This window comes from Gelidibacter algens (genome assembly GCF_001678675.1).
Classification (GTDB): Bacteria; Bacteroidota; Bacteroidia; order Flavobacteriales; family Flavobacteriaceae; genus Gelidibacter; species Gelidibacter algens.
Genome location: NZ_LZRN01000031.1, coordinates 14,084 through 33,662 on the forward strand (window position 1 = coordinate 14,084; position 19,579 = coordinate 33,662).

The following is a 19,579-nucleotide window of genomic DNA, read 5'->3' on the forward strand; positions in this document are numbered from 1 at the left end:
AAGGGATGCCACTGCAATTCCTTGCGCAACAGTAGTGACACTCATTTACATATCAATAAAATAATTCCAAGTCATTATACAAAACCTATACAAACTAATTCAACTTATAATACACATCCTGATTATTCAATTCATCAAGCAGTTCTTGCGAAATCCTTACTTTTTGCTTTCTACTTGGCATGTGCAATTTCAACTTTTCTTCAGTGTCATAAACCACAAAATTAAGAGCGTGGTTTCCTTCGTGCATTTTCAAGACCTCTTCAAGCGCTTTAATCTTACTTTCTTTTAGGTCTTTTATTTCCAATTGAATGGACAATTTTTTTGCATACGTATCCATCACATCATGTAATAATTGAAAACTCGTAAACTGCAATCTTGGTTCACTTTTCTTACCCGTTTCCTTGTTAATCCACCCTTCCTTTACATAAACCTTCACATAAACGAACGAACTTTTTACCAGAAAATGCCTAAACCTTAGATATTCTTCTCCAAAAATCCGAAATTCAAAACTGTCCGTATAATCTTCAATCGTAAACATGGCCCAGCCCTTTCCTTGTTTACTTACGCGGTGTTGCACATCTGTAACCACTCCTCCAAAAGTCAATTCTCTATTTACATAAGGCTCAAGATTTGAGAAAAGTGCCAACGCGGCATTGCAGAAGGTTTTCATCTCAATTTTAAAATCGTCCAGCGGGTGTCCAGAAATATAAATTCCGACCACTTCCCGTTCTTGAGCCAATTTTTCCATGGTGCCCCACTCTTCACAAGGCGGCACTAAAGGCTCCGCAATTTGAACATCACTGGCATCACCAAACAAACTGACCTGGGATGAGTTTTCATTTTCCTGATGTTTATTACCATACTTGATGGCCTTTTCCAAAAAGGTAATACCATCGCCTTCATCCTGAAAATATTGCGCACGATGGGTATTGGTAAAACAATCAAATCCGCCAGCCAAGGCAAGGTTTTCAAAGGCTTTTTTATTGGCCGCCCTTAAGTCAATACGTTTTGCAAAATCAAAAATAGATTTGAAATGGCCGTCTTTTTTGCGGTGTTCCACAATAGTCATAACGGCACCTTGCCCCACGCCTTTTATGGCGCCCATTCCAAAACGCACTGCATAATCCTTATTTACAGAAAACTTATAATAAGATTCGTTGACATCAGGCCCAAGCACATTCAATTTCATCCGCTTACATTCCTCCATAAAGAAGGTGACCTGTTTGATATCATTCATGTTATTGCTCAATACCGCAGCCATATATTCTGCAGGGTAATGTGCTTTTAAATAGGCAGTCTGATAGGCAATCCAAGCATAACAGGTAGAGTGCGATTTGTTAAACGCATAACTCGCAAAGGCCTCCCAGTCTTTCCAAATTTTCTCTAACTTTTGAGCATCATGACCATTGGCTGCCGCTTGGGTGATAAATTGTGGTTTCATCTTATCCAAAACCGCAATTTGTTTTTTACCCATCGCCTTACGCAAAACGTCTGCCTCACCTTTGGTAAAACCTGCCAATTTTTGTGACAGCAGCATCACCTGTTCTTGGTAAACCGTAATACCGTAAGTTTCCTTAAGATATTCTTCCATGGCAGGAAGATCATAATCAATGTCCTCATCGCCATGTTTCCGCCTGGTAAAACTTGGAATGTACTCCATTGGTCCCGGCCGGTACAAGGCGTTCATTGCAATCAAATCTTCAAAAACGGTAGGCTTTAATTCCTTGAGGTGTTTTTGCATCCCAGAAGATTCATATTGGAACACGCCTACGGTTTCACCTTTTTGGAACAGCTCATAAGTCAGATCATCGTCTAAAGGAAACGTATCAGGATCGAGCAAAATATCGTGCTTTGCTTTGACGATTTTTACCGTATCCTTTATCAATGTCAAAGTTTTTAATCCCAAGAAATCCATTTTCAGTAAGCCCGCGTCCTCCACTACAGAGTTATCAAACTGGGTCACATACAAATCAGAATCCTTTGCTGTAGCCACAGGAACAAACTTGGTAATATCGTCTGGCGTAATGATGACACCACACGCATGAATTCCGGTATTCCTCACGGATCCTTCCAGCATCCGCGCCAAATTAACGGTTTCAGATTCCAGCCCAGAGCCTTCAGCAATATTGAGCAGTTCATTGACTTTTTCTAAATCTTCAGATCTAAAAGCTTTACTGAGTTGCTTTTCATCATATCCAAATATTTTGGCCAATTTGGACATGGTCGGAATCAACTTCGCAATTCTGTCCGCATCAAAAAGTGGCAAATCCAAAACCCTAGCTGTATCTCGAATGGAGGATTTGGCGGCCATCGTTCCATAAGTAATAATTTGCGCTACCTGATTGCTACCGTATTTTTTGATCACATAATCCATCACCCGGCTTCGGCCTTCATCATCAAAATCAATATCAATATCAGGCATACTGACACGATCCGGATTTAAGAAACGCTCAAAAAGTAAATTGTATTTGAGTGGATCAATATTGGTTATCTTTAAACAATAGGCTACCACAGATCCTGCAGCCGAACCACGTCCGGGACCTACAGACACATCCATATGTCGTGCTTCCCTGATGAAATCTTCAACAATTAGGAAGTACCCTGGATATCCCGTATTTTCAATAACGCTCAACTCAAAATCGATACGCTCTTTGATGTCGTCAGTAAGTTCCGCGTAGCGCTTTGTAGCACCTTCATAAGTTAAATGGCGCAAATAGGCATTTTCACCACGTTTGCCTTTATCAACAAGATCTTCTTCGTGCTTAAACTCGTCAGGAATTCCAAAGGCTGGCAATAAAACATCTCTTGCCAACTCATAAGCTTCTACCTTATCTACCACTTCCTGGATATTGGAAATGGCTTCAGGAATGTCTTTGAAGATTTTTTTCATCTCCTCTGACGTCTTAAAGTAATACTCCTGGTTTGGCATACCGTAACGATAACCTCTGCCGCGCCCTATTGGTGTAGCTTGCTTTTCACCATCTTTTACACAAAGCAAAATATCATGCGCATTGGCATCTTCCTTTTTGCAATAATAGGTGTTGTTGGTAGCGACCATCTTAATGTCATGCCGCCTTGCAAAGTCTACCAAAACACGATTGACACGATTTTCATCTTCTTGATTGTGGCGCATCAACTCTATATATAAATCGTCTCCAAACTCAGCTTTCCACCAAAGCAAAGCTTCTTCCGCTTGATTTTCACCAACATTAAGGACCTTACTAGGCACTTCACCATAGAGATTTCCTGTTAAAACAATAAGGTCTTCCTTATATTCTTGAATCAACTTTTTATCGATCCGTGGCAAATAGTAAAATCCATTCACAAAGGCGTGAGAAGATAATTTAGCCAAATTATGGTAGCCTTTTTTATTTTTGGCCAAGAGCACAATTTGATACCCGTTATCCTTTCTACTTTTATCTTTATGATCTTCGCACACAAAAAACTCACAACCCAAAATAAGGTTTGATAATTTTTTCTGTAGGTGTTTCACCACGCTCTTCTGCGGCCTTATTTTTAGCTTCAACAATTCTATTATGATTGCCGACAGCTTTTACAAAATGAAAGGCGCCCATCATGTTGGCATGGTCTGTAAGCGCTACTGCAGGCATGTTTTGTTTTGCTGCAGCAGCTACCAAATCAGGAACGCTGATGGTGGACTGTAATACGGAAAACTGAGAGTGATTGTGCAAATGGACAAACTCAACTTCTTTTAGCTCCTTAATATTCTGGGCAATTTCCGTTTTGGAAGGCTCCGCAGATTCTTGTAAGGCTTGAATCTGCTTCTTGATTTTTGCGCTTTCAGCTTTGAGATTGATATGTTGTAATCCGATCAGCTGAATCGTTGCCGGATTTAGCTTTTTAAAGTTCTCAAAATAATCAGATGGCGCACCCAGCTGTTCCTCCGAGTATTTCTCAAGTCTTACCAATTCCAAGAAACAACGGGTTGTAGCCTCAACATCGGCAGTGGCATTATGAGCTTCGGCAAAGGGTTGATGGAAAAGAAATTCGTGCAACTCCGTTAAAGTAGGTAGTTTGAATTTACCATAACGACCTCCAGGAAGTTGGCATAAACTTGCCGTATGCTCTGTACAGGTGTCTAAAACTGGAAGTTCCTGCAAAGTGTTGGCAACATGTTCACGATGGAATTCTGCACCCATAATGTTCAGGTCAAAACCAACATTTTGTCCCACCACAAATTTGGTTTTCGCTAGGGCTATATTGAATTTCTCCAAAACTTCCGCTAAGGGGATGCCTTGTTGTTGGGCAAGCTCCGTAGAAATACCATGAATTTTCTCAGCATCATAAGGGATGTTGAAGCCTTCAGGTTTTACCAAATAATCCTGATGCTCGATACAGTTGCCCATTGCATCATGCAATTGCCATGCAATTTGGATACACCTTGGCCAATTGTCAGTATCAGTGATGGGTGCGTCCCAACGCTTTGGCAATCCTGTGGTTTCGGTATCGAAGATTAAATACATGTAAAAGGTCCTTTTAAATTCCCAGAAGGGGCTGTTAAGATTAGTCGCTGCTAACTTTTCTTTGTAGTAAAATCCTATTTTATCTTACAGTTCGAATTCATAGTGATTGAAACACGACGCCACCTATTGGAAATCCAAGCAAAATGCAATTAAGATTTTAATAGATTCCATTCAATAGCTCCTGAAATTAATATAAACCACTGAATTTCAAATAATTTAAATGGGTTTTTTTTCCACAGAAAAGTTTTTAAAATTACATATAATTAACGCTTTTATAAAAGGAAAGTTATAAACAGTTTCAAATAAAAAACGCAACCATTTCTGGTTGCGCTTCCTTATTAAAGTATCATAACATTAGGATACTATTTCTTCTTTCATCATTTCAGTATTTATTGCTGACTGAATAGCATTTTTATGTTTTACCAACAAAGCGTCAATGGATGGTGGCAAGTCTCTCTCTTTTATTAAATCATTGTAGATTTCCAAACTTGATTTCTCACCTCTAATCGCTTCCTCCAAAACTGCTTCTTCATCATTTGAAGAAAAGGTTGATTTAAGCGTCATCCAGTTTCTATGCATCGACCCCTTAAAACTTCCTGAATCCTCTGGAGTTTCTCCATATTGCAGGATTTCAGTTCGTAGTTCTTTAGCAAATTCGCTTCGTTCTGAGGCTCTTCGTTTGAAAAACATTTTTAATCGGTCACTATCCACATTATCTATAGAATTGAGATACCCTTTCTCGGCATCATAATTTTTGATTAATAATTCATTTAATTTATTCGAAATTTTTTCTGAATACTTCATATATCTTTCTGTCAATTTAAATTTCAATAGGTTTTTTAAAGATGCGTATTGTTTCACATCCACTTTTAATATACCAAAAATTGTAGGAAAAATCTATGTATTTAACGTTTTTAACAGAATTATGGGGTTTGATGTGAAAGTAGGCGCCGCTTAATATGCTTGTTACTGATCTCTTCAATTTTCATTAAACAATGCTATAAATTAAACAATGCTATAAATTGAGTGGTGCGTCAAATTATATTTTGTTCATACCTGCATTGCGGAGCAATTAAACTCAACATCATTTCCGGTCCCCTTCAATACAAACACTGCAATCAACCAATCTATTCATTGAGTTCATTTAAAACCCATTACTTAACAACAGTTGAATGTCAATTAAAACACGCGCTATTTTAGAATAAAATATTCAACACTTAAATATTTATAGTATCTTTGCCCACTTATTAATAATAGAGGTCGCGAACCTCACTAATTAATTTTTTATGTCAGTTAAAATTAGATTACAAAGACACGGGAAAAAAGGAAAACCTTATTTCTGGATTGTTGCATCTGATGCACGATCAAAAAGAGATGGTAAATTCTTAGAAAAACTAGGGGCTTACAATCCAACTACAAATCCAGCAACTATTGAATTAGATGTTGATGGTGCTGTTAAATGGCTTCAAAATGGTGCACAACCTACAGATACGGCAAGAGCAATTTTGTCTTATAAAGGTGCCATGTTGAAAAACCATCTTGCAGGTGGTGTCAGAAAAGGTGCTTTAACAGAAGAGCAAGCTGAAGAGAAATTTACAGCTTGGATGGATGAAAAAGCAAATAAAGTTGACTCCAAAAAAGAAGGTTTAGCAAAAGCTGATGCTGATGCTAAAGCGAAAGCGCTTGAAGCTGAAAAAGAAGTAAATGCTAAACGTGAAGCTGATGCTGCAAAGGTAATTGCTGATGCAGAAGCCGCTGAAGCTGCTGCAAATGCTCCTGCTGAAGAGGCCACAGACGTTGAAGCGACTACTGAAGAAGCTCCAGCAGATGATGCTGAAACAAAAACAGAAGAATAAAGAATTTATTTTTTATACTTTTAAACTCCGATATGACCTATCGGAGTTTTTTGTGCAAAATGGTTTTGCACATCCCCTTGAAAAAGGAATCTCATAAGGATTCTTTGTAGATCCCGCACTATGGCAGTATCTCAAAACTAAATGACTGAAATTTTAGCACTTTAGCTGAAACTAATTATATTCATTAAATTTAAGTGTAAAGAAAATATAGAATCGATGCTAAAGAAAGACTGCTTCTACGTTGGAAAAATTGTAAAAAAATACAGTTTTAAGGGAGAATTGTTAATAAAACTAGACACGGATGAACCGGAAATTTATGAAGACATGACCTCTGTTTTTGTAGACCTCCGCAACAATCTGGTCCCGTTTTTTATTGAATCGTCACAATTGCACAAATCTGAATTGCTGCGCATCAAATTTGAAGATGTCGATACTGAGGCGGATGCCGATGCGCTTTTAAAATCAGATTTGTATTTGCCATTGGAATTTCTTCCAAAACTTGATGATGACAAATTCTATTTTCACGAAATTATCGGATTTACAGTAGAAGATGTCAATTTTGGCAAGGTGGGCATTGTAAAGTCAATTAACGATTCTACCGCCCAAGCGCTTTTTGAAATTGATCGAGACGGGATTGAAATACTGATTCCGATGAATGATGCCTTTATCAAAAAGGTGGATAAAAATAAAAAACTTATTTTGGTAGAGACCCCTGAAGGACTTATTGAGCTTTATTTGTAATCCCATCCTAAATCCTTCCCAAAGGGAAGGACTTCACTCCTATGGAAAAATTATTTAAATTCAAACAATTTACTGTAAATCAAGACCGATGTGCCATGAAAATAGGTACGGACTCAGTTTTGTTAGGGGCTTGGACATCGTTGGACAACCATCCGGATGCTATTTTGGATATTGGTGCCGGAACTGGGGTTTTAGCTTTAATGATGGCACAGCGCAGTAACGCTGAACTTATTGATGCCATTGAAATTGATGACGCTGCCTATGAGCAATGTGTAGATAATTTTGAACACTCGCCGTGGGGAGATCGGCTTTTTTGCTATCATGCCGCTTTAGATGAATTTGTTGAGGATCTCAATGATGAAGAATCAGGAATGGATGATACTTATGACGTGATTATATCAAATCCACCGTTTCACTCAGATACCTACAAAAGCGACAATGAGCAACGGGCTATGGCACGATTTGTTGATGCAATGCCATTCCGACACCTCATTGAAAGTGTTGCAAAACTACTTTCTGAAAAAGGCACATTCTCTGTAGTTATTCCATTTTCAGAAGAAAAGGATTTTATAGTATTGGCATCCAAAGAAAATCTGTTTCCTAAACGGATTTTAAGAGTTAAGGGAACCCCAAAATCAGATATTAAACGCAGTTTAATTGAGTTTTCATTTCAGGAAACAACTGTGGATCCTAAAGAACTTATTATTGAAACGGCCCGACACCAATACACCGATGATTATATAAAATTGACCCAAGACTTTTATCTCAAAATGTAATCAAGCATTACAAACCCAGTTATCTCAAAGTAATGATATGGTGAAAGCTAAAACTAAATAATGACTATTTAAAAAACTTTAATCCAATTTTGGCTCGCTTTCTGGAACGTTGCGTTTAGACCATTTCAGAATCACAAATCGGTTTAGGAATTGACAACGGACTTTTCAACGCAATAATTCACCTATTACCAAAATTTGACTTAATTTTAAACTATCAAACTTTTTAAATACACCAATTTGAGCACTCCTAAAATAGATATTTCAGGTATTAATTTAATAAAGACATTTTTAATAGTGGGAGGTAGTTTAGCACTTTTCTATTTTGGAAAAAACTTGATCATGCCTTTGCTGGTTGCGGCTATTATTGCCATTTTACTTGACATCCCCACTCGAAAGCTAAAAAAAATGGGACTCCCCAATTGGCTTTCCATCACCTTGTCTCTAATTGTGATGATAATATTCTTTTTTCTACTCTCTTGGCTCATAAGTTCACAAGTAAACGCGATGGCCGATGACTGGCCTACTATAAAAGAAAAACTTACCGAGAAATTAAATGGATTATCGCAATGGGCGAACCAAGAGCTGAGTTGGAACTATAAAAATTATATTGATAACAACAAAAACATGGTTCAAAAGGCTGAATTATTTTGCAAGCTCTTTTTTATCTTCCCTACTAAGCTTACTATCACAATCCTTTATTATTTTTGTGTACGTCATTTTTCTTTTGATGCAAAAACAGCGCTTCATTAATTTCTTTTTCAAACTTTCCTCAAATGATGTTGCCATTGGATCTCTATTAAAAAATTCGGCAGTAGTAACTAGAAGATATTTTGTGGGAAAAGGAAAAATTATGCTCTTCCTTTTTGTTATCTACTACTTGGGGTTCTCCCTTAGTTCCGTTCCTTATGCCTTGTTTTTAGCGCTATTTGCAGCACTCTTTTCAATAATACCTTATGTTGGAAATATTATTGGTGGTGGCGTAGCCGTTATTCTCTCTTATTTATACTCAGGAACTACACCAGCGTTAATAGTTATTGGAGTTGTGAGTGCAGCCCAAATAATAGAGAATTATTTGTTGACGCCTTGGATCATAGGTGATGAAATCAATTTGAATCCGTTCATGACCATTTTTGGTATCATTTTGTTTTCCTCCTTATGGGGTATTGTGGGTGCCATCATTGCTCTGCCACTCATTGGTATTTTAAAAGTTATTTTTGAACATACCAAAAACATGGAACACTATGCCTATTTATTAAAAAAAGGGGATTAATGGTCCAACATAAAATCCTATTTTTTGCTGTTTTCGTGCTACTCTATTTTTATAAGGCGTTCAACTATAGCACAATCTAGGATATTTTTGATATAAAACATCGATGTAGTTTCAGATTTTTTCTACCATACTAACAAAAGCCGATTTCTAAATACCAATCATTAAATTGTTATCTGAAAACGATTTCGTTATCTTTGCAACTCATTAAAAATTAAATCCAGAGTAATGAAACCAGATTTATTCCAAGCACCAGATTATTACAATATTGACGAGTTATTAACTGACGAACACCTTTTGGTGCGTGATGCCGCGAGAGAGTGGGTTAAACGTGAAGTTTCTCCAATAATTGAGGAGTATGCCCAAAAGGCAGAATTCCCAAAACAAATCATTGGTGGACTTGCTGAAATTGGTGCTTTTGGTCCTTACATTCCGGTCGAATATGGTGGTGCTGGTCTGGATCAAATTTCTTACGGATTGATTATGCAGGAAATTGAGCGTGGCGATTCGGGCGTAAGAAGTACCGCGTCTGTGCAATCTTCCTTAGTGATGTATCCTATCTGGAAATACGGCAACGAAGAACAACGCCAAAAATACTTACCAAAACTGGCAAGTGGCGAATGGATGGGAAGTTTTGGACTTACAGAGCCTGATCATGGTTCTAATCCCGCAGGCATGACTACCAATTTTAAGGACATGGGAGACCATTATCTTTTAAATGGTGCAAAAATGTGGATTTCCAATGCTCCTTTTTGTCAAGTAGCCGTAGTTTGGGCTAAAAGTGAAGAAGGCCGCATCCACGGATTAATTGTAGAGCGCGGGATGGAAGGTTTTACCACACCAGAAACCCATAATAAATGGTCATTGAGAGCCTCATCAACTGGAGAACTTATTTTTGATAACGTTAAGGTTCCTAAAGAAAACTTATTACCAAATAAATCAGGATTGGGTGCACCTCTCGGATGCTTAGATTCTGCACGATATGGTATTGCGTGGGGCGCTATTGGTGCTGCAATGGATTGTTATGACACCGCATTACGATACAGTAAAGAACGGATGCAGTTTGGGAAACCCATAGGGCAATTCCAATTACAGCAAAAGAAATTGGCTGAAATGATCACCGAGATTACTAAAGCACAACTGTTGGCTTGGCGACTTGGGGTGATGAAAGAAAATGGCACCGCGACCACAGCTCAAATCTCTATGGCAAAACGCAATAATGTGGATATGGCTATTAATGTTGCGCGAGAAGCACGTCAAATGCTTGGAGGCATGGGAATAACCGGAGAATATAGCATTATGCGCCACTCCATGAATCTTGAAAGTGTAATTACTTATGAGGGCACACACGACATCCACTTGTTGATAACAGGACTGGACATCACGGGTTTGAATGCATTTAAGTAAAAGCTTAAAGATCATTTAGGCATCTGATTCCGCCAGCATTTATGGCGCGAAAGTTTAAAATCATATAAAGATTTAAAAGAATAAGAGAAGCGAGCCATAAGGTTCGCTTTTTATTTTTTAATCACAGATGGCTTACTTTGACTTTATAGAATAAAGAATTTTTAGAAAGTACGAAGCGCTATTGTCAAGATCTGAAAAACCTTTAAAGACCTTAGAAATACAATTGCTCTTTTTAAATTATGCAGATTTTGATTGCCTGTAAATTATTTGATTGAATTAAGATTCCGGAGCAAGTTCTACCTCCAAACCTTCCAATTCTTTAGTGATGTGGATTTGGCACCCTAACCTTGAGTTGCCCTTTACATAAAAGGCTTCAGAGAGCATCGCTTCCTCGTCATCCTGCATTTCTGGGAGTTCTGTGTCGCTTACAACATAACATTGACAGGAGGCACACATGGCCATTCCGCCGCAGATACCAATTGTACCTTCTGGGGCTAATTCATAGCTTCTTACCACCTCCATAAGGTTCATTGCCATATCTGTTGGCGCCAATACTTTGTGGGTAACTCCTTCTCTATCTGTAATTTTTATGGTAATATCTTGTTCCATCCTTAGTTCCCAAGAAAAAGGGAATCTTTTTATTTATATCCTTAAGGTTTTTGATACCCTTTCAATTAGATTAATCAATTGCTTTGATAACTTGCTTTGGTGCTTCCTTCCGCGTTCCGTCAAAACCATTTACACCACTAACTGTGGTATATTTGAGGACGTATTTTTTTCCTGGGTTGATAATTTGATAAGCCGCCTGACACATTAACGTTGCTTCATGAAATCCACATAAAATCAATTTCAATTTTCCGGGATAGATATTTACATCACCTATAGCAAAAATCCCCGGAATGTTGGTCTGATAGTCCAACGCATTGTTGACTACAATGGCGTTCTTTTCAATTTCGAGACCCCAATTGCCAATTGGACCAAGTTTAGGAGATAATCCAAACAAAGGAATAAAATGATCGCATTCAATTTCAAATTCCTTTTCAATATTTTTAGATTGGGCTACCACGACAGCTTCTACTTCATGGTGTCCTACAATATTGATCACTTCTGCAGGCGTGACGAGATTGATCTTTCCCAAATTTTTCAACTCTTGCACTTTATCCACAGAATCTAAAGCACCCCTAAATTCATTTCGCCTGTGGATCAAAGTAACTTCTGAAGCAATATCGGAAAGAAAGATACTCCAGTCTAAAGCAGAATCACCCCCACCAGAAATAACCACACGCTTGTTGCGGTACATTTCAGGATCTTTTATAAAATATTCTACACCGTTACCTTCAAAAGAAGAGATATTATCAATCAACGGCTTACGCGGTTCAAAACTGCCCAAGCCTCCAGCAATTGCAACTACAGGAGCTTGGTGTTTTGTACCTTTATTTGTGGTGACAATAAAACTGCCATCCTTTTGTTTTTCAATAGTCTCAGCACGTTCTCCCAAAGTAAAACCAGGTTCGAATTGCTTGCACTGCTCAAGAAGATTAGTGGTCAAATCACCAGCCAATACTTCAGGAAACCCAGGTATATCGTAAATAGGTTTTTTAGGATAAATTTCAGAACATTGACCTCCAGGTTGTGGCAGAGCGTCAATAAGATGGCATTTCAATTTAAGTAATCCTGCTTCGAACACAGCAAATAATCCTGTTGGTCCTGCGCCAATAATAAGAATATCTGTTTTAATCATATATAAACCCTGAAAGTGGGTAACTCATTTAATTCAACTTCATTTTAGAATACAAAAATCCAAAGAAAGAAACGCAAATTTCATGACATTCATCATATTATACATACTCAAAATTCACCTGGATTTGCATATCGGGACCCCATTTTTATCATTATTTCAAAAGCAAAACTAAACTATTTCTGAATTTATGATTGCCAAGGGATTAAGCCTCCACATTGATGACATGCTCAATTTGGGGCGCATACTTTTTAATAGTCATTTCAACGCCCGACTTCAAAGTCATTTGATTGACTGAACACCCGACGCAAGCACCTTCCAACTGCACTCTAACGAGTTTATCATCTTCAATGGATAACAACGAAATATCGCCACCATCACTCTGAAGAAATGGCCGTATTTCATCTAGTGCTTTTTCAACATTAATTCTCAATTCTTCACCTGTCATCTTTATCATATTAAGGTATGCATGAAACCATCTACAAATTTTTTCAATTATTTTTTAACCGCCGAGCAACCAGCCATAGTGGTAATTTTTATTGCTTCAGTAGGTGGCAAATCATCATTACGCCGCACTACTTCTTCCACAACATTCTGAGTTATTTTCTCAAATGCCATTTGCAACGGTGTAGCGGTTTGCAGCGCTGCAGGTCGGCCAATATCTCCAGCTTCACGAATGCTTTGTACCAACGGTATGTCGCCCAAAAATGGTACGCTCAAATCTTCTGCCAGATTTTTGGCGCCCTCTTTTCCAAAAATATAGTATTTGTTATCTGGCAATTCTTCGGGTGTAAAATAGGCCATATTTTCAATTATTCCTAACACAGGTACATTGATGCTTTCCTGCTGGAACATGGCCACACCTTTTTTAGCATCAGCCAATGCGACATTTTGTGGCGTACTTACAATAACCGCTCCTGTAATCGGTAGCGACTGCATAATACTCAAATGAATATCTCCAGTACCGGGAGGCAAGTCAATAAGCATAAAGTCAAGTTCTCCCCAATGTGCGTCAAAAATCATTTGATTTAAGGCTTTTGCCGCCATTGGTCCTCGCCAAACAACGGCCTGATCAGGTTGGGTAAAAAATCCGATGGACAAGATTTTTACGCCGTAATTTTCTACAGGTTTCATTTTAGATTTTCCGTCGATGTTAACTGCCGTAGGGCGTTCCTTTTCTACGTCAAACATGATTGGAATAGAGGGCCCGTAAATATCAGCGTCCAGAATTCCAACTTTAAAACCCATTTGAGCCAAAGTGACCGCTAAATTTGCAGTGACGGTAGATTTACCCACACCCCCTTTACCAGAAGCTACAGCAACAATGTTTTGAATACCAGGAATAGCCTTCCCTTTTATGTTATTGGCCAACGATTTTGCAGGAGCATCTACTTTCACATTGACTGTGATTTTGGCTTTTTCATACACCTTATCATGAATAATTTTCATGATTTCAACTTCAGTTTTCTTCTTGGCCTGAAGACTCGGATTATTAATGGTAATGTCAACGATAACTTCATCCGCAAATGTGACTACATTTTTTACGGCACCACTTTCTACCATATTTTTACCTTCGCCAGGAGCAGTGATATTTTCGAGTGCTTTAAGAATATCTTGTTTATGTAATTTCATGTTTTTTGAGCTACTAAAAAGATAAAGGATAAGCCCGTCATAATGAACCAGTTTCCTTACGCTTTTCTTGATTTAATTAAGAATCATTCTAAAGTGCAAATATACTCAATAAAGGTTGAAGACAGAAGTCAGAAGCTTGAAGTTTTTTATGGTGTTATAGAGTGATTCTATATAAGGGGTTTTGAGGATTATTTGCGAATTTTTCAAAAAAAATTCCGAAAAAAGATCCTATAAAAAACATGCTTCGGAATTTTGAATAAGACATTTTATAGTTCCTTAATTGGCTCCCAAAATACCTTATCAAAGTCTTGGACTTGGTTGTCTTTTACAGCAACCCCTTCACTTTCCAATAGTTGCTGCATGAGGTTAGTGCCCTCAAAATGGTGTTTGCCAGTAAGCAATCCCTTCCTGTTGACCACACGATGCGCCGGAACATCCTGTGCCACAGAACCGTTTAACGCATAGCCAACCATTCTTGCACTTCTTGCAGCTCCTAAATAGATGGCAATCGCACCGAAACTAGTGACCCGACCATATGGAATTTGTTTGGCCACTTCATACACCTTATCAAAGAAATTGAACGTTTCAGGTTTCATAGTTCTCTTAAAACATTGATCAGCGTCACAATAGCAATGATCCCTGTAATTGTCCCGATGATGTAGTTCATATTCTTTTGGGACGTCAGATTATTATTCTTCATTTTATCAAAGAAAAAGATATAGACATACAACATGACAAAAGTACCTGATACGGCACCCGAAACATAAGAGATGATCATGGTTCTGTTAAATTCCAACCAACCAAAAGAGGCTAACGTAATAGTCATATATGCTTGATAGGGAATAGGAAAAACATTGATGGCCGATAAGAACATGCCATGAAAAAAACGACTATGCTTACTTTTTGACTGTGGATCAATTTCAGTTGCAGAAGTCGCCTTTGCGATGAGGAGATAATACACCGTGATCAATATAAATATTACTAACGCTACACGCTGCAATACCTCAACCACATCTTGATGGTTGGTCAAATATCTTGCAAACATTGCAGCGATATATGTTTGCAAAAAAACCACCACACAAACTCCAACAGAGAACATAATCCCTCTCACATGTCCTTCTTTCAGGCTGATTTTGGCAGCCGTCATATTCAACAATCCGGGAGGAATAACACCTACAAGCGCGATGATCATTCCGAGAAAAAATATGACAGTAATATTCAAGACTATTTAATTTTAAATCTAATATAGGTAATTGCTTTATTCTTTTCTAAATATTGACCTTCATAATAGGTCTGTATTTCCGTAACTTCAGTAGGACTTCCCTCTTGCTTATACACATTATGATTGGCGTAAAGCACCTCATGGCCAGCACCGTGCAATAGGCCTAAAGTGTATCCATGCATAAACTCACTGTCTGTTTTTAAATGCACCACACCCTCAGGTTTTAGGATGGATTTATAGCGCTCTAAAAAGGTAGCATTGGTCATGCGATGCTTGGTCCGTTTATATTTTATTTGCGGATCTGGGAAGGTAATCCAAATTTCATCCACTTCATTTTTACCAAAGGCGTGATCAATGAGTTCTATTTGTGTTCTTAAAAACGCGGCGTTAGAAACTCCGTTCTCAACAGCTGTTTTGGCACCTCGCCAAAATCGGGCACCTTTAATATCAATCCCTACAAAGTTTTTGTTAGGATATCTATTTGCTAATCCAAGGGTGTACTCCCCTTTTCCACAACCTAATTCTAAAACAAGAGGATGTTCGTTTTCAAACACTTTGGCATTCCAATGGCCCTTTAATTCGAAGTCGCCATTGACCAATTCGTCACGTGTTGGTTGATAGACGTTTGAAAACGTTTCATTTTCTCTAAATCTTTTGAGTTTGTTTTTACTTCCCACTTTTTTAGTATTTGCAATTCTTGTATACCCTTTAAAATAGCCTGAGCTACCCTTAACTTTAAGGTTTCGCAAAATTAAGGAAATATATGGAAGCTCAGATATTCTTATCTTTGAATGTTCCAGCGAATTTTTGAATGATTGCTGGATTTGCGCGAAGGGTTGAAGCGGCATCCTTTTTTTGCCGCGCTATAAATGTTCACTATATAAATACTCCATTTGGCAAAAAAAGATACAGCGGAAAACCTGACCCTTGTGGTCGCGCCCCATAGAAGATGAAGAAAAAAATTTTAGTTGCACCATTAAACTGGGGATTGGGTCATGCGGCACGCTGCATCCCGATCATTAATGCCTTATTACAGCATAACTTTACACCTGTTATTGCGAGCGATGGAGCCGCTTTGTCACTTCTAAAAAAAGAGTTTCCTAGTTTGGAAGCTTTAGAATTACCGTCTTACAACATCACTTATTCTAAAAAAGGATCGCTGTTAAAATTGAAGCTTTTTAAAGATACGCCACGAATTTTAAAAACCATTCGTTTAGAACAGTATGCCATCCAAACTATTGTAAAATCACATGCTATTGACGGCATTATTTCAGATAATAGATTTGGCCTTTACCATAAACATGTGCCTTCAGTGTTTATTACCCACCAATTGAAGGTTTTAAGCGGAACTACGACATGGTTGAGCTCCAAACTACACCAAAGAATCATCAAACGCTTTGATGCGTGTTGGGTGCCGGACCACTTTGAACAACCACATTTGAGTGGCAAAATGGGACACATTGAAAACGCCAACTTCAACATCACTTATATCGGCCCGTTGAGTAGGTTTCAAAAACAGCCATGTAGTCCTGAATTTGCTGTTATGGTATTGCTATCAGGCCCTGAGCCACAGCGTGAGATTTTAGAGAAAAAGTTGCTCAATGATTTTAAAAATTATGATGGAAAGGTTCTTTTTGTAAGAGGTATCATGGAAGAAACACAAGTATCTTACACCTCTGAGAATTTGACTGTCTACAATTATATGACCTCTGAACTTTTAGAAAAATACTTAAATTCAAGCACGCTAATTGTGGCACGTTCAGGCTATACCACAATCATGGATTTGGCAAAGCTGGGCAAAAAAGCTTTCTTTATTCCTACCCCTGGGCAATTTGAACAGGAATATTTGGCGAAAACACTGGCAGAAAAAAAATGGGCGCCTAGTTGTACCCAGGAAGATTTTAGTTTAGAAAAACTGAAGGCGGCGGATGATTATACTGGCTTAGAAACTAAGGAGACAGAATTTAATTTTAAGGCGTTATTTGGCCTTTTCGAGGGTAAATGAGAATTCACTACCAACGCTCAATTCACTTTCAACATAAATTCTTTCATCATGTGCTTCAATAATATGCTTTACAATAGATAGTCCCAGTCCGGAACCACCTTCTTTACGGGAGCCACTTTTATCGACTCTATAAAACCGTTCAAAAAGACGCGGAATATTAGCTTTTGCAATGCCTTCGCCGTTATCAGTAACCCTTACAATGACTTTGTTTTTTATCAAGTTTTCAATACTTATTTCAGTAGTACCCTTGAATCTTCCATATTTGATGGAATTGACCACAAGATTGCTAAGCACTTGACGGATCCGATCCTTATCTGCTTTGACCAATATTGGATTGGAATACAACATGTCAAACGTCAGCGTGATTTTTTTCTTGGCAGACTTCATTTCCAGCAGATCAAAAACACCTTCTACCACTTCAACGATATCAAAAGTATCAATATTTAAACTTAAATCTCCCACTTCCAATTTAGTAATCATGTCCAGATCCTGAACAATATAAATCAAGCGTTCAACCCCTTTATTGGCTCTCTCCAAATATTTTTCCCGAAGTTTTTCGTCATCCATTGCTCCGTCCAACAGAGTCAGGATATAGCCTTGCACTGTAAATAACGGCGTTTTTAATTCGTGAGAGATATTGCCCAAAAACTCCTTGCGGTACTCTTCTCTAACGGTGAGGGTTTCAATCTCTAGCTTTTTATCCTTAGCAAATTTCTCGATTTCCTGAGTAAGCGTAGCCATATCAGTAGTTATGGGCTGCCTGCGTAAAGAGGCTGATTCCAATAGTGTTAGATCATCGTAGATTTTTTTGACACGTCTATAAATAAAACGTTCTACACGGTATTGGATGATGAAGAATGAAACGAAATAACAACATGCAGAAAAACCAAATAGCACCCCTATGTTAAAAGCTTCGGATACGGACAAAAAAACAGCGATTAACACTGTTAAGACCAGAGTAATAAAGAGTGAGGTTTTGGTTGCGAACTTATAAGACCTTTTAATGTTTTTTTTCATTAGTCAACAAACTTGTAGCCCACACCTTTTACGGTCTTGAAGCAGTCGTCGCCAATTTTTTCCCGTAACTTTCTGATATGCACATCAATGGTCCGTCCACCAACAACAACTTCGTTACCCCATACTTTATCTAGGATTTCTTCGCGTTTGAATACTTTATTAGGCTTGGTTGCTAACAAAGATAACAATTCAAACTCCTTTCTTGGCAAAATAATTTCCTTGCCTTTATTGGAGATCTTGTATTCTTCTCTATTAATGATCAATCCTCCTATTTTGAGGATTGCTTCTGAAGGCTCTTCGTCCTTTAACCTTCTGAGCAAGGCTTTAACCTTGCTGGTCAACACTTTTGGCTTAATGGGTTTTGTAATATAATCATCTGCGCCAGCATCAAATCCGGCCATTTGTGAATAATCTTCACCTCGGGCGGTTAAAAAGGTAATAATTGTATTGCTGAGTTCAGGAATTTTACGAATTTGCTCACAGGCTTCAATCCCATCCATTTCAGGCATCATGACGTCTAAAATAATTAGCTGGGGGCGTTCTTTTTTCGCTTTCTTAATGGCTTGGATACCATTCTCTGCTGTTATGACTTGATAACCCTCAATAGAGAGGTTATAACCAATAATTTCTAAAATATCTGGCTCATCATCTACCAACAAAATCTTTATATCCTTATTTTTCATGAGTCCATTGAATTATAAGGTAAAGATAGGATTATTAACAAATACTTTACAAAAAACTGAAATAATGATAACGTTAAAATAACCTATAGCAAACAACAGTTTAACCTTTTACTCAAAAATTAACTGTTTAACAAATTTTTGGAACGGGTTTTGTACTAATTTTGTACCTTTATAAAAAGACTCTATTTGATGAAAAACTACTTTTTTATACTTTTTTTAATCTTTGGCCTTGGTTTTGGTGCTACTACATATGCACAAAACGGCCCGTCCAAAATCTCTACCTCAGATGGCATATCTAATCTGACCATCTATCCGAACCCCGTAAGTAATGGCAAAATATATATTACCACAAAAGACAACTTGACCAAAGAAGTTGAAATTTATGATGTTTTAGGCAAAAAAATTCTTTCCAGTTCTGTTTTTGGAAAAGAATTGAACATTTCTAAATTAACCGCTGGCATCTATATTTTAAAAATTAGAGAAGGAAATAATTCTGCCACTAGAAAGTTGGTGGTGAGATAGTTTACGATTAATATCTTTAATGCGACGTTTGTCTTTTTGTAATACAAGAATCTAAGATCTAACAACTATTCAAAGTACTACTTTTTAAAATTATTTTAGATTGTCCTGTTCAAATACAGCTGTTTGTCTTCTGAAATTTCATCAAAGTCGAAATTACATTAACCAAGAAATTGGAGACTTAATAAAAACACTTTTAAAATAACAGAGAAGCGATGTCTTAATGAGGTAG

The 19,579-nt window shown here is 37.7% G+C and carries 18 protein-coding genes and 1 pseudogene; 8 read left to right on the plus strand and 11 right to left on the minus strand.

Annotated elements, in window-relative coordinates:
- Positions 1-94 precede the first annotated feature (94 nt).
- Positions 95-4,484: pseudogene (gene dnaE / locus A9996_RS13625) on the minus strand (DNA polymerase III subunit alpha).
- A gap of 354 nt (positions 4,485-4,838) precedes the next feature.
- Positions 4,839-5,288, minus strand: a complete 450-nt coding sequence (locus A9996_RS13630) for a ferritin-like domain-containing protein (protein ID WP_066436174.1) — start codon at positions 5,286-5,288, stop codon at positions 4,839-4,841.
- A 482-nt stretch (positions 5,289-5,770) separates the two neighbouring features.
- On the opposite strand from A9996_RS13630, the gene A9996_RS13635 reads away from it, so the two are divergent.
- The 6 genes from A9996_RS13635 to A9996_RS13655 all read left to right on the plus strand — a co-directional run bounded on the left by A9996_RS13635 (position 5,771) and on the right by A9996_RS13655 (position 10,531).
- Positions 5,771-6,340, plus strand: a complete 570-nt coding sequence (locus tag A9996_RS13635) for a 30S ribosomal protein S16 (RefSeq protein WP_066436082.1) — start codon at positions 5,771-5,773, stop codon at positions 6,338-6,340.
- A gap of 216 nt (positions 6,341-6,556) precedes the next feature.
- Positions 6,557-7,081: a ribosome maturation factor RimM gene (gene rimM, locus A9996_RS13640; RefSeq protein ID WP_066436084.1), complete on the plus strand. Its 525-nt coding sequence runs from the start codon at positions 6,557-6,559 to the stop codon at positions 7,079-7,081.
- A gap of 41 nt (positions 7,082-7,122) precedes the next feature.
- The gene (locus A9996_RS13645) at positions 7,123-7,857 is read left to right on the plus strand and encodes a tRNA1(Val) (adenine(37)-N6)-methyltransferase (RefSeq protein WP_066436087.1); all 735 of its coding nucleotides are present in this window, start codon (positions 7,123-7,125) and stop codon (positions 7,855-7,857) included.
- A 237-nt stretch (positions 7,858-8,094) separates the two neighbouring features.
- On the plus strand, positions 8,095-8,607 hold the full coding sequence (locus A9996_RS20855) for an AI-2E family transporter (RefSeq protein ID WP_282955928.1): 513 nt from the start codon (positions 8,095-8,097) through the stop codon (positions 8,605-8,607).
- Complete coding sequence (locus tag A9996_RS20860) at positions 8,564-9,127, plus strand: AI-2E family transporter (protein WP_282955929.1); 564 nt, start codon at positions 8,564-8,566, stop codon at positions 9,125-9,127. The genes A9996_RS20855 and A9996_RS20860 overlap by 44 nt, the downstream gene beginning before the upstream one ends.
- Positions 9,128-9,352: 225 nt before the next feature.
- On the plus strand, positions 9,353-10,531 hold the full coding sequence (locus A9996_RS13655) for an acyl-CoA dehydrogenase family protein (protein ID WP_066436088.1): 1,179 nt from the start codon (positions 9,353-9,355) through the stop codon (positions 10,529-10,531).
- A 276-nt stretch (positions 10,532-10,807) separates the two neighbouring features.
- Here A9996_RS13655 and A9996_RS13660 read toward each other — a convergent pair whose 3' ends face one another.
- From A9996_RS13660 to trmB, 7 genes are all read right to left on the minus strand, one after another.
- Positions 10,808-11,140: a 2Fe-2S iron-sulfur cluster-binding protein gene (locus A9996_RS13660; RefSeq protein ID WP_066436092.1), complete on the minus strand. Its 333-nt coding sequence runs from the start codon at positions 11,138-11,140 to the stop codon at positions 10,808-10,810.
- A 70-nt stretch (positions 11,141-11,210) separates the two neighbouring features.
- Entirely contained in the window at positions 11,211-12,272 is a 1,062-nt protein-coding gene (locus A9996_RS13665; RefSeq protein WP_066436095.1) for an NAD(P)/FAD-dependent oxidoreductase, read from the minus strand.
- A 202-nt stretch (positions 12,273-12,474) separates the two neighbouring features.
- On the minus strand, positions 12,475-12,717 hold the full coding sequence (locus A9996_RS13670; RefSeq protein ID WP_066436097.1) for a NifU family protein: 243 nt from the start codon (positions 12,715-12,717) through the stop codon (positions 12,475-12,477).
- Positions 12,718-12,764: 47 nt separating this feature from the next.
- Entirely contained in the window at positions 12,765-13,901 is a 1,137-nt protein-coding gene (locus tag A9996_RS13675) for an Mrp/NBP35 family ATP-binding protein (RefSeq protein ID WP_066436099.1), read from the minus strand.
- Between the two features lie 266 nt (positions 13,902-14,167).
- The gene (locus A9996_RS13680) at positions 14,168-14,497 is read right to left on the minus strand and encodes an MGMT family protein (protein WP_066436103.1); all 330 of its coding nucleotides are present in this window, start codon (positions 14,495-14,497) and stop codon (positions 14,168-14,170) included.
- Positions 14,494-15,123: a LysE family transporter gene (locus A9996_RS13685; protein WP_066436108.1), complete on the minus strand. Its 630-nt coding sequence runs from the start codon at positions 15,121-15,123 to the stop codon at positions 14,494-14,496. Before A9996_RS13685 ends, A9996_RS13680 begins: the two co-directional genes overlap by 4 nt.
- A gap of 2 nt (positions 15,124-15,125) precedes the next feature.
- On the minus strand, positions 15,126-15,800 hold the full coding sequence (gene trmB, locus A9996_RS13690; RefSeq protein ID WP_066436179.1) for a tRNA (guanosine(46)-N7)-methyltransferase TrmB: 675 nt from the start codon (positions 15,798-15,800) through the stop codon (positions 15,126-15,128).
- A gap of 272 nt (positions 15,801-16,072) precedes the next feature.
- Between trmB and A9996_RS13695 the strand changes: the two genes are divergently transcribed.
- Entirely contained in the window at positions 16,073-17,128 is a 1,056-nt protein-coding gene (locus A9996_RS13695; protein WP_066436111.1) for a glycosyltransferase, read from the plus strand.
- Here the strand turns inward: A9996_RS13695 and A9996_RS13700 are convergent.
- Positions 17,102-18,145: a sensor histidine kinase gene (locus tag A9996_RS13700; RefSeq protein ID WP_066436113.1), complete on the minus strand. Its 1,044-nt coding sequence runs from the start codon at positions 18,143-18,145 to the stop codon at positions 17,102-17,104. The two genes, A9996_RS13695 and A9996_RS13700, sit on opposite strands and share 27 nt — an antisense overlap.
- Positions 18,145-18,828 carry a response regulator transcription factor gene (locus A9996_RS13705; protein ID WP_066436116.1) on the minus strand — a complete coding sequence of 228 codons (684 nt, stop codon included), beginning with the start codon at positions 18,826-18,828 and terminating at the stop codon, positions 18,145-18,147. Before A9996_RS13705 ends, A9996_RS13700 begins: the two co-directional genes overlap by 1 nt.
- A 189-nt stretch (positions 18,829-19,017) precedes the next feature.
- Here A9996_RS13705 and A9996_RS13710 point away from each other — a divergent pair, with 189 nt between their 5' ends.
- Entirely contained in the window at positions 19,018-19,350 is a 333-nt protein-coding gene (locus A9996_RS13710) for a T9SS type A sorting domain-containing protein (RefSeq protein ID WP_111626012.1), read from the plus strand.
- Positions 19,351-19,579 lie beyond the last annotated feature (229 nt).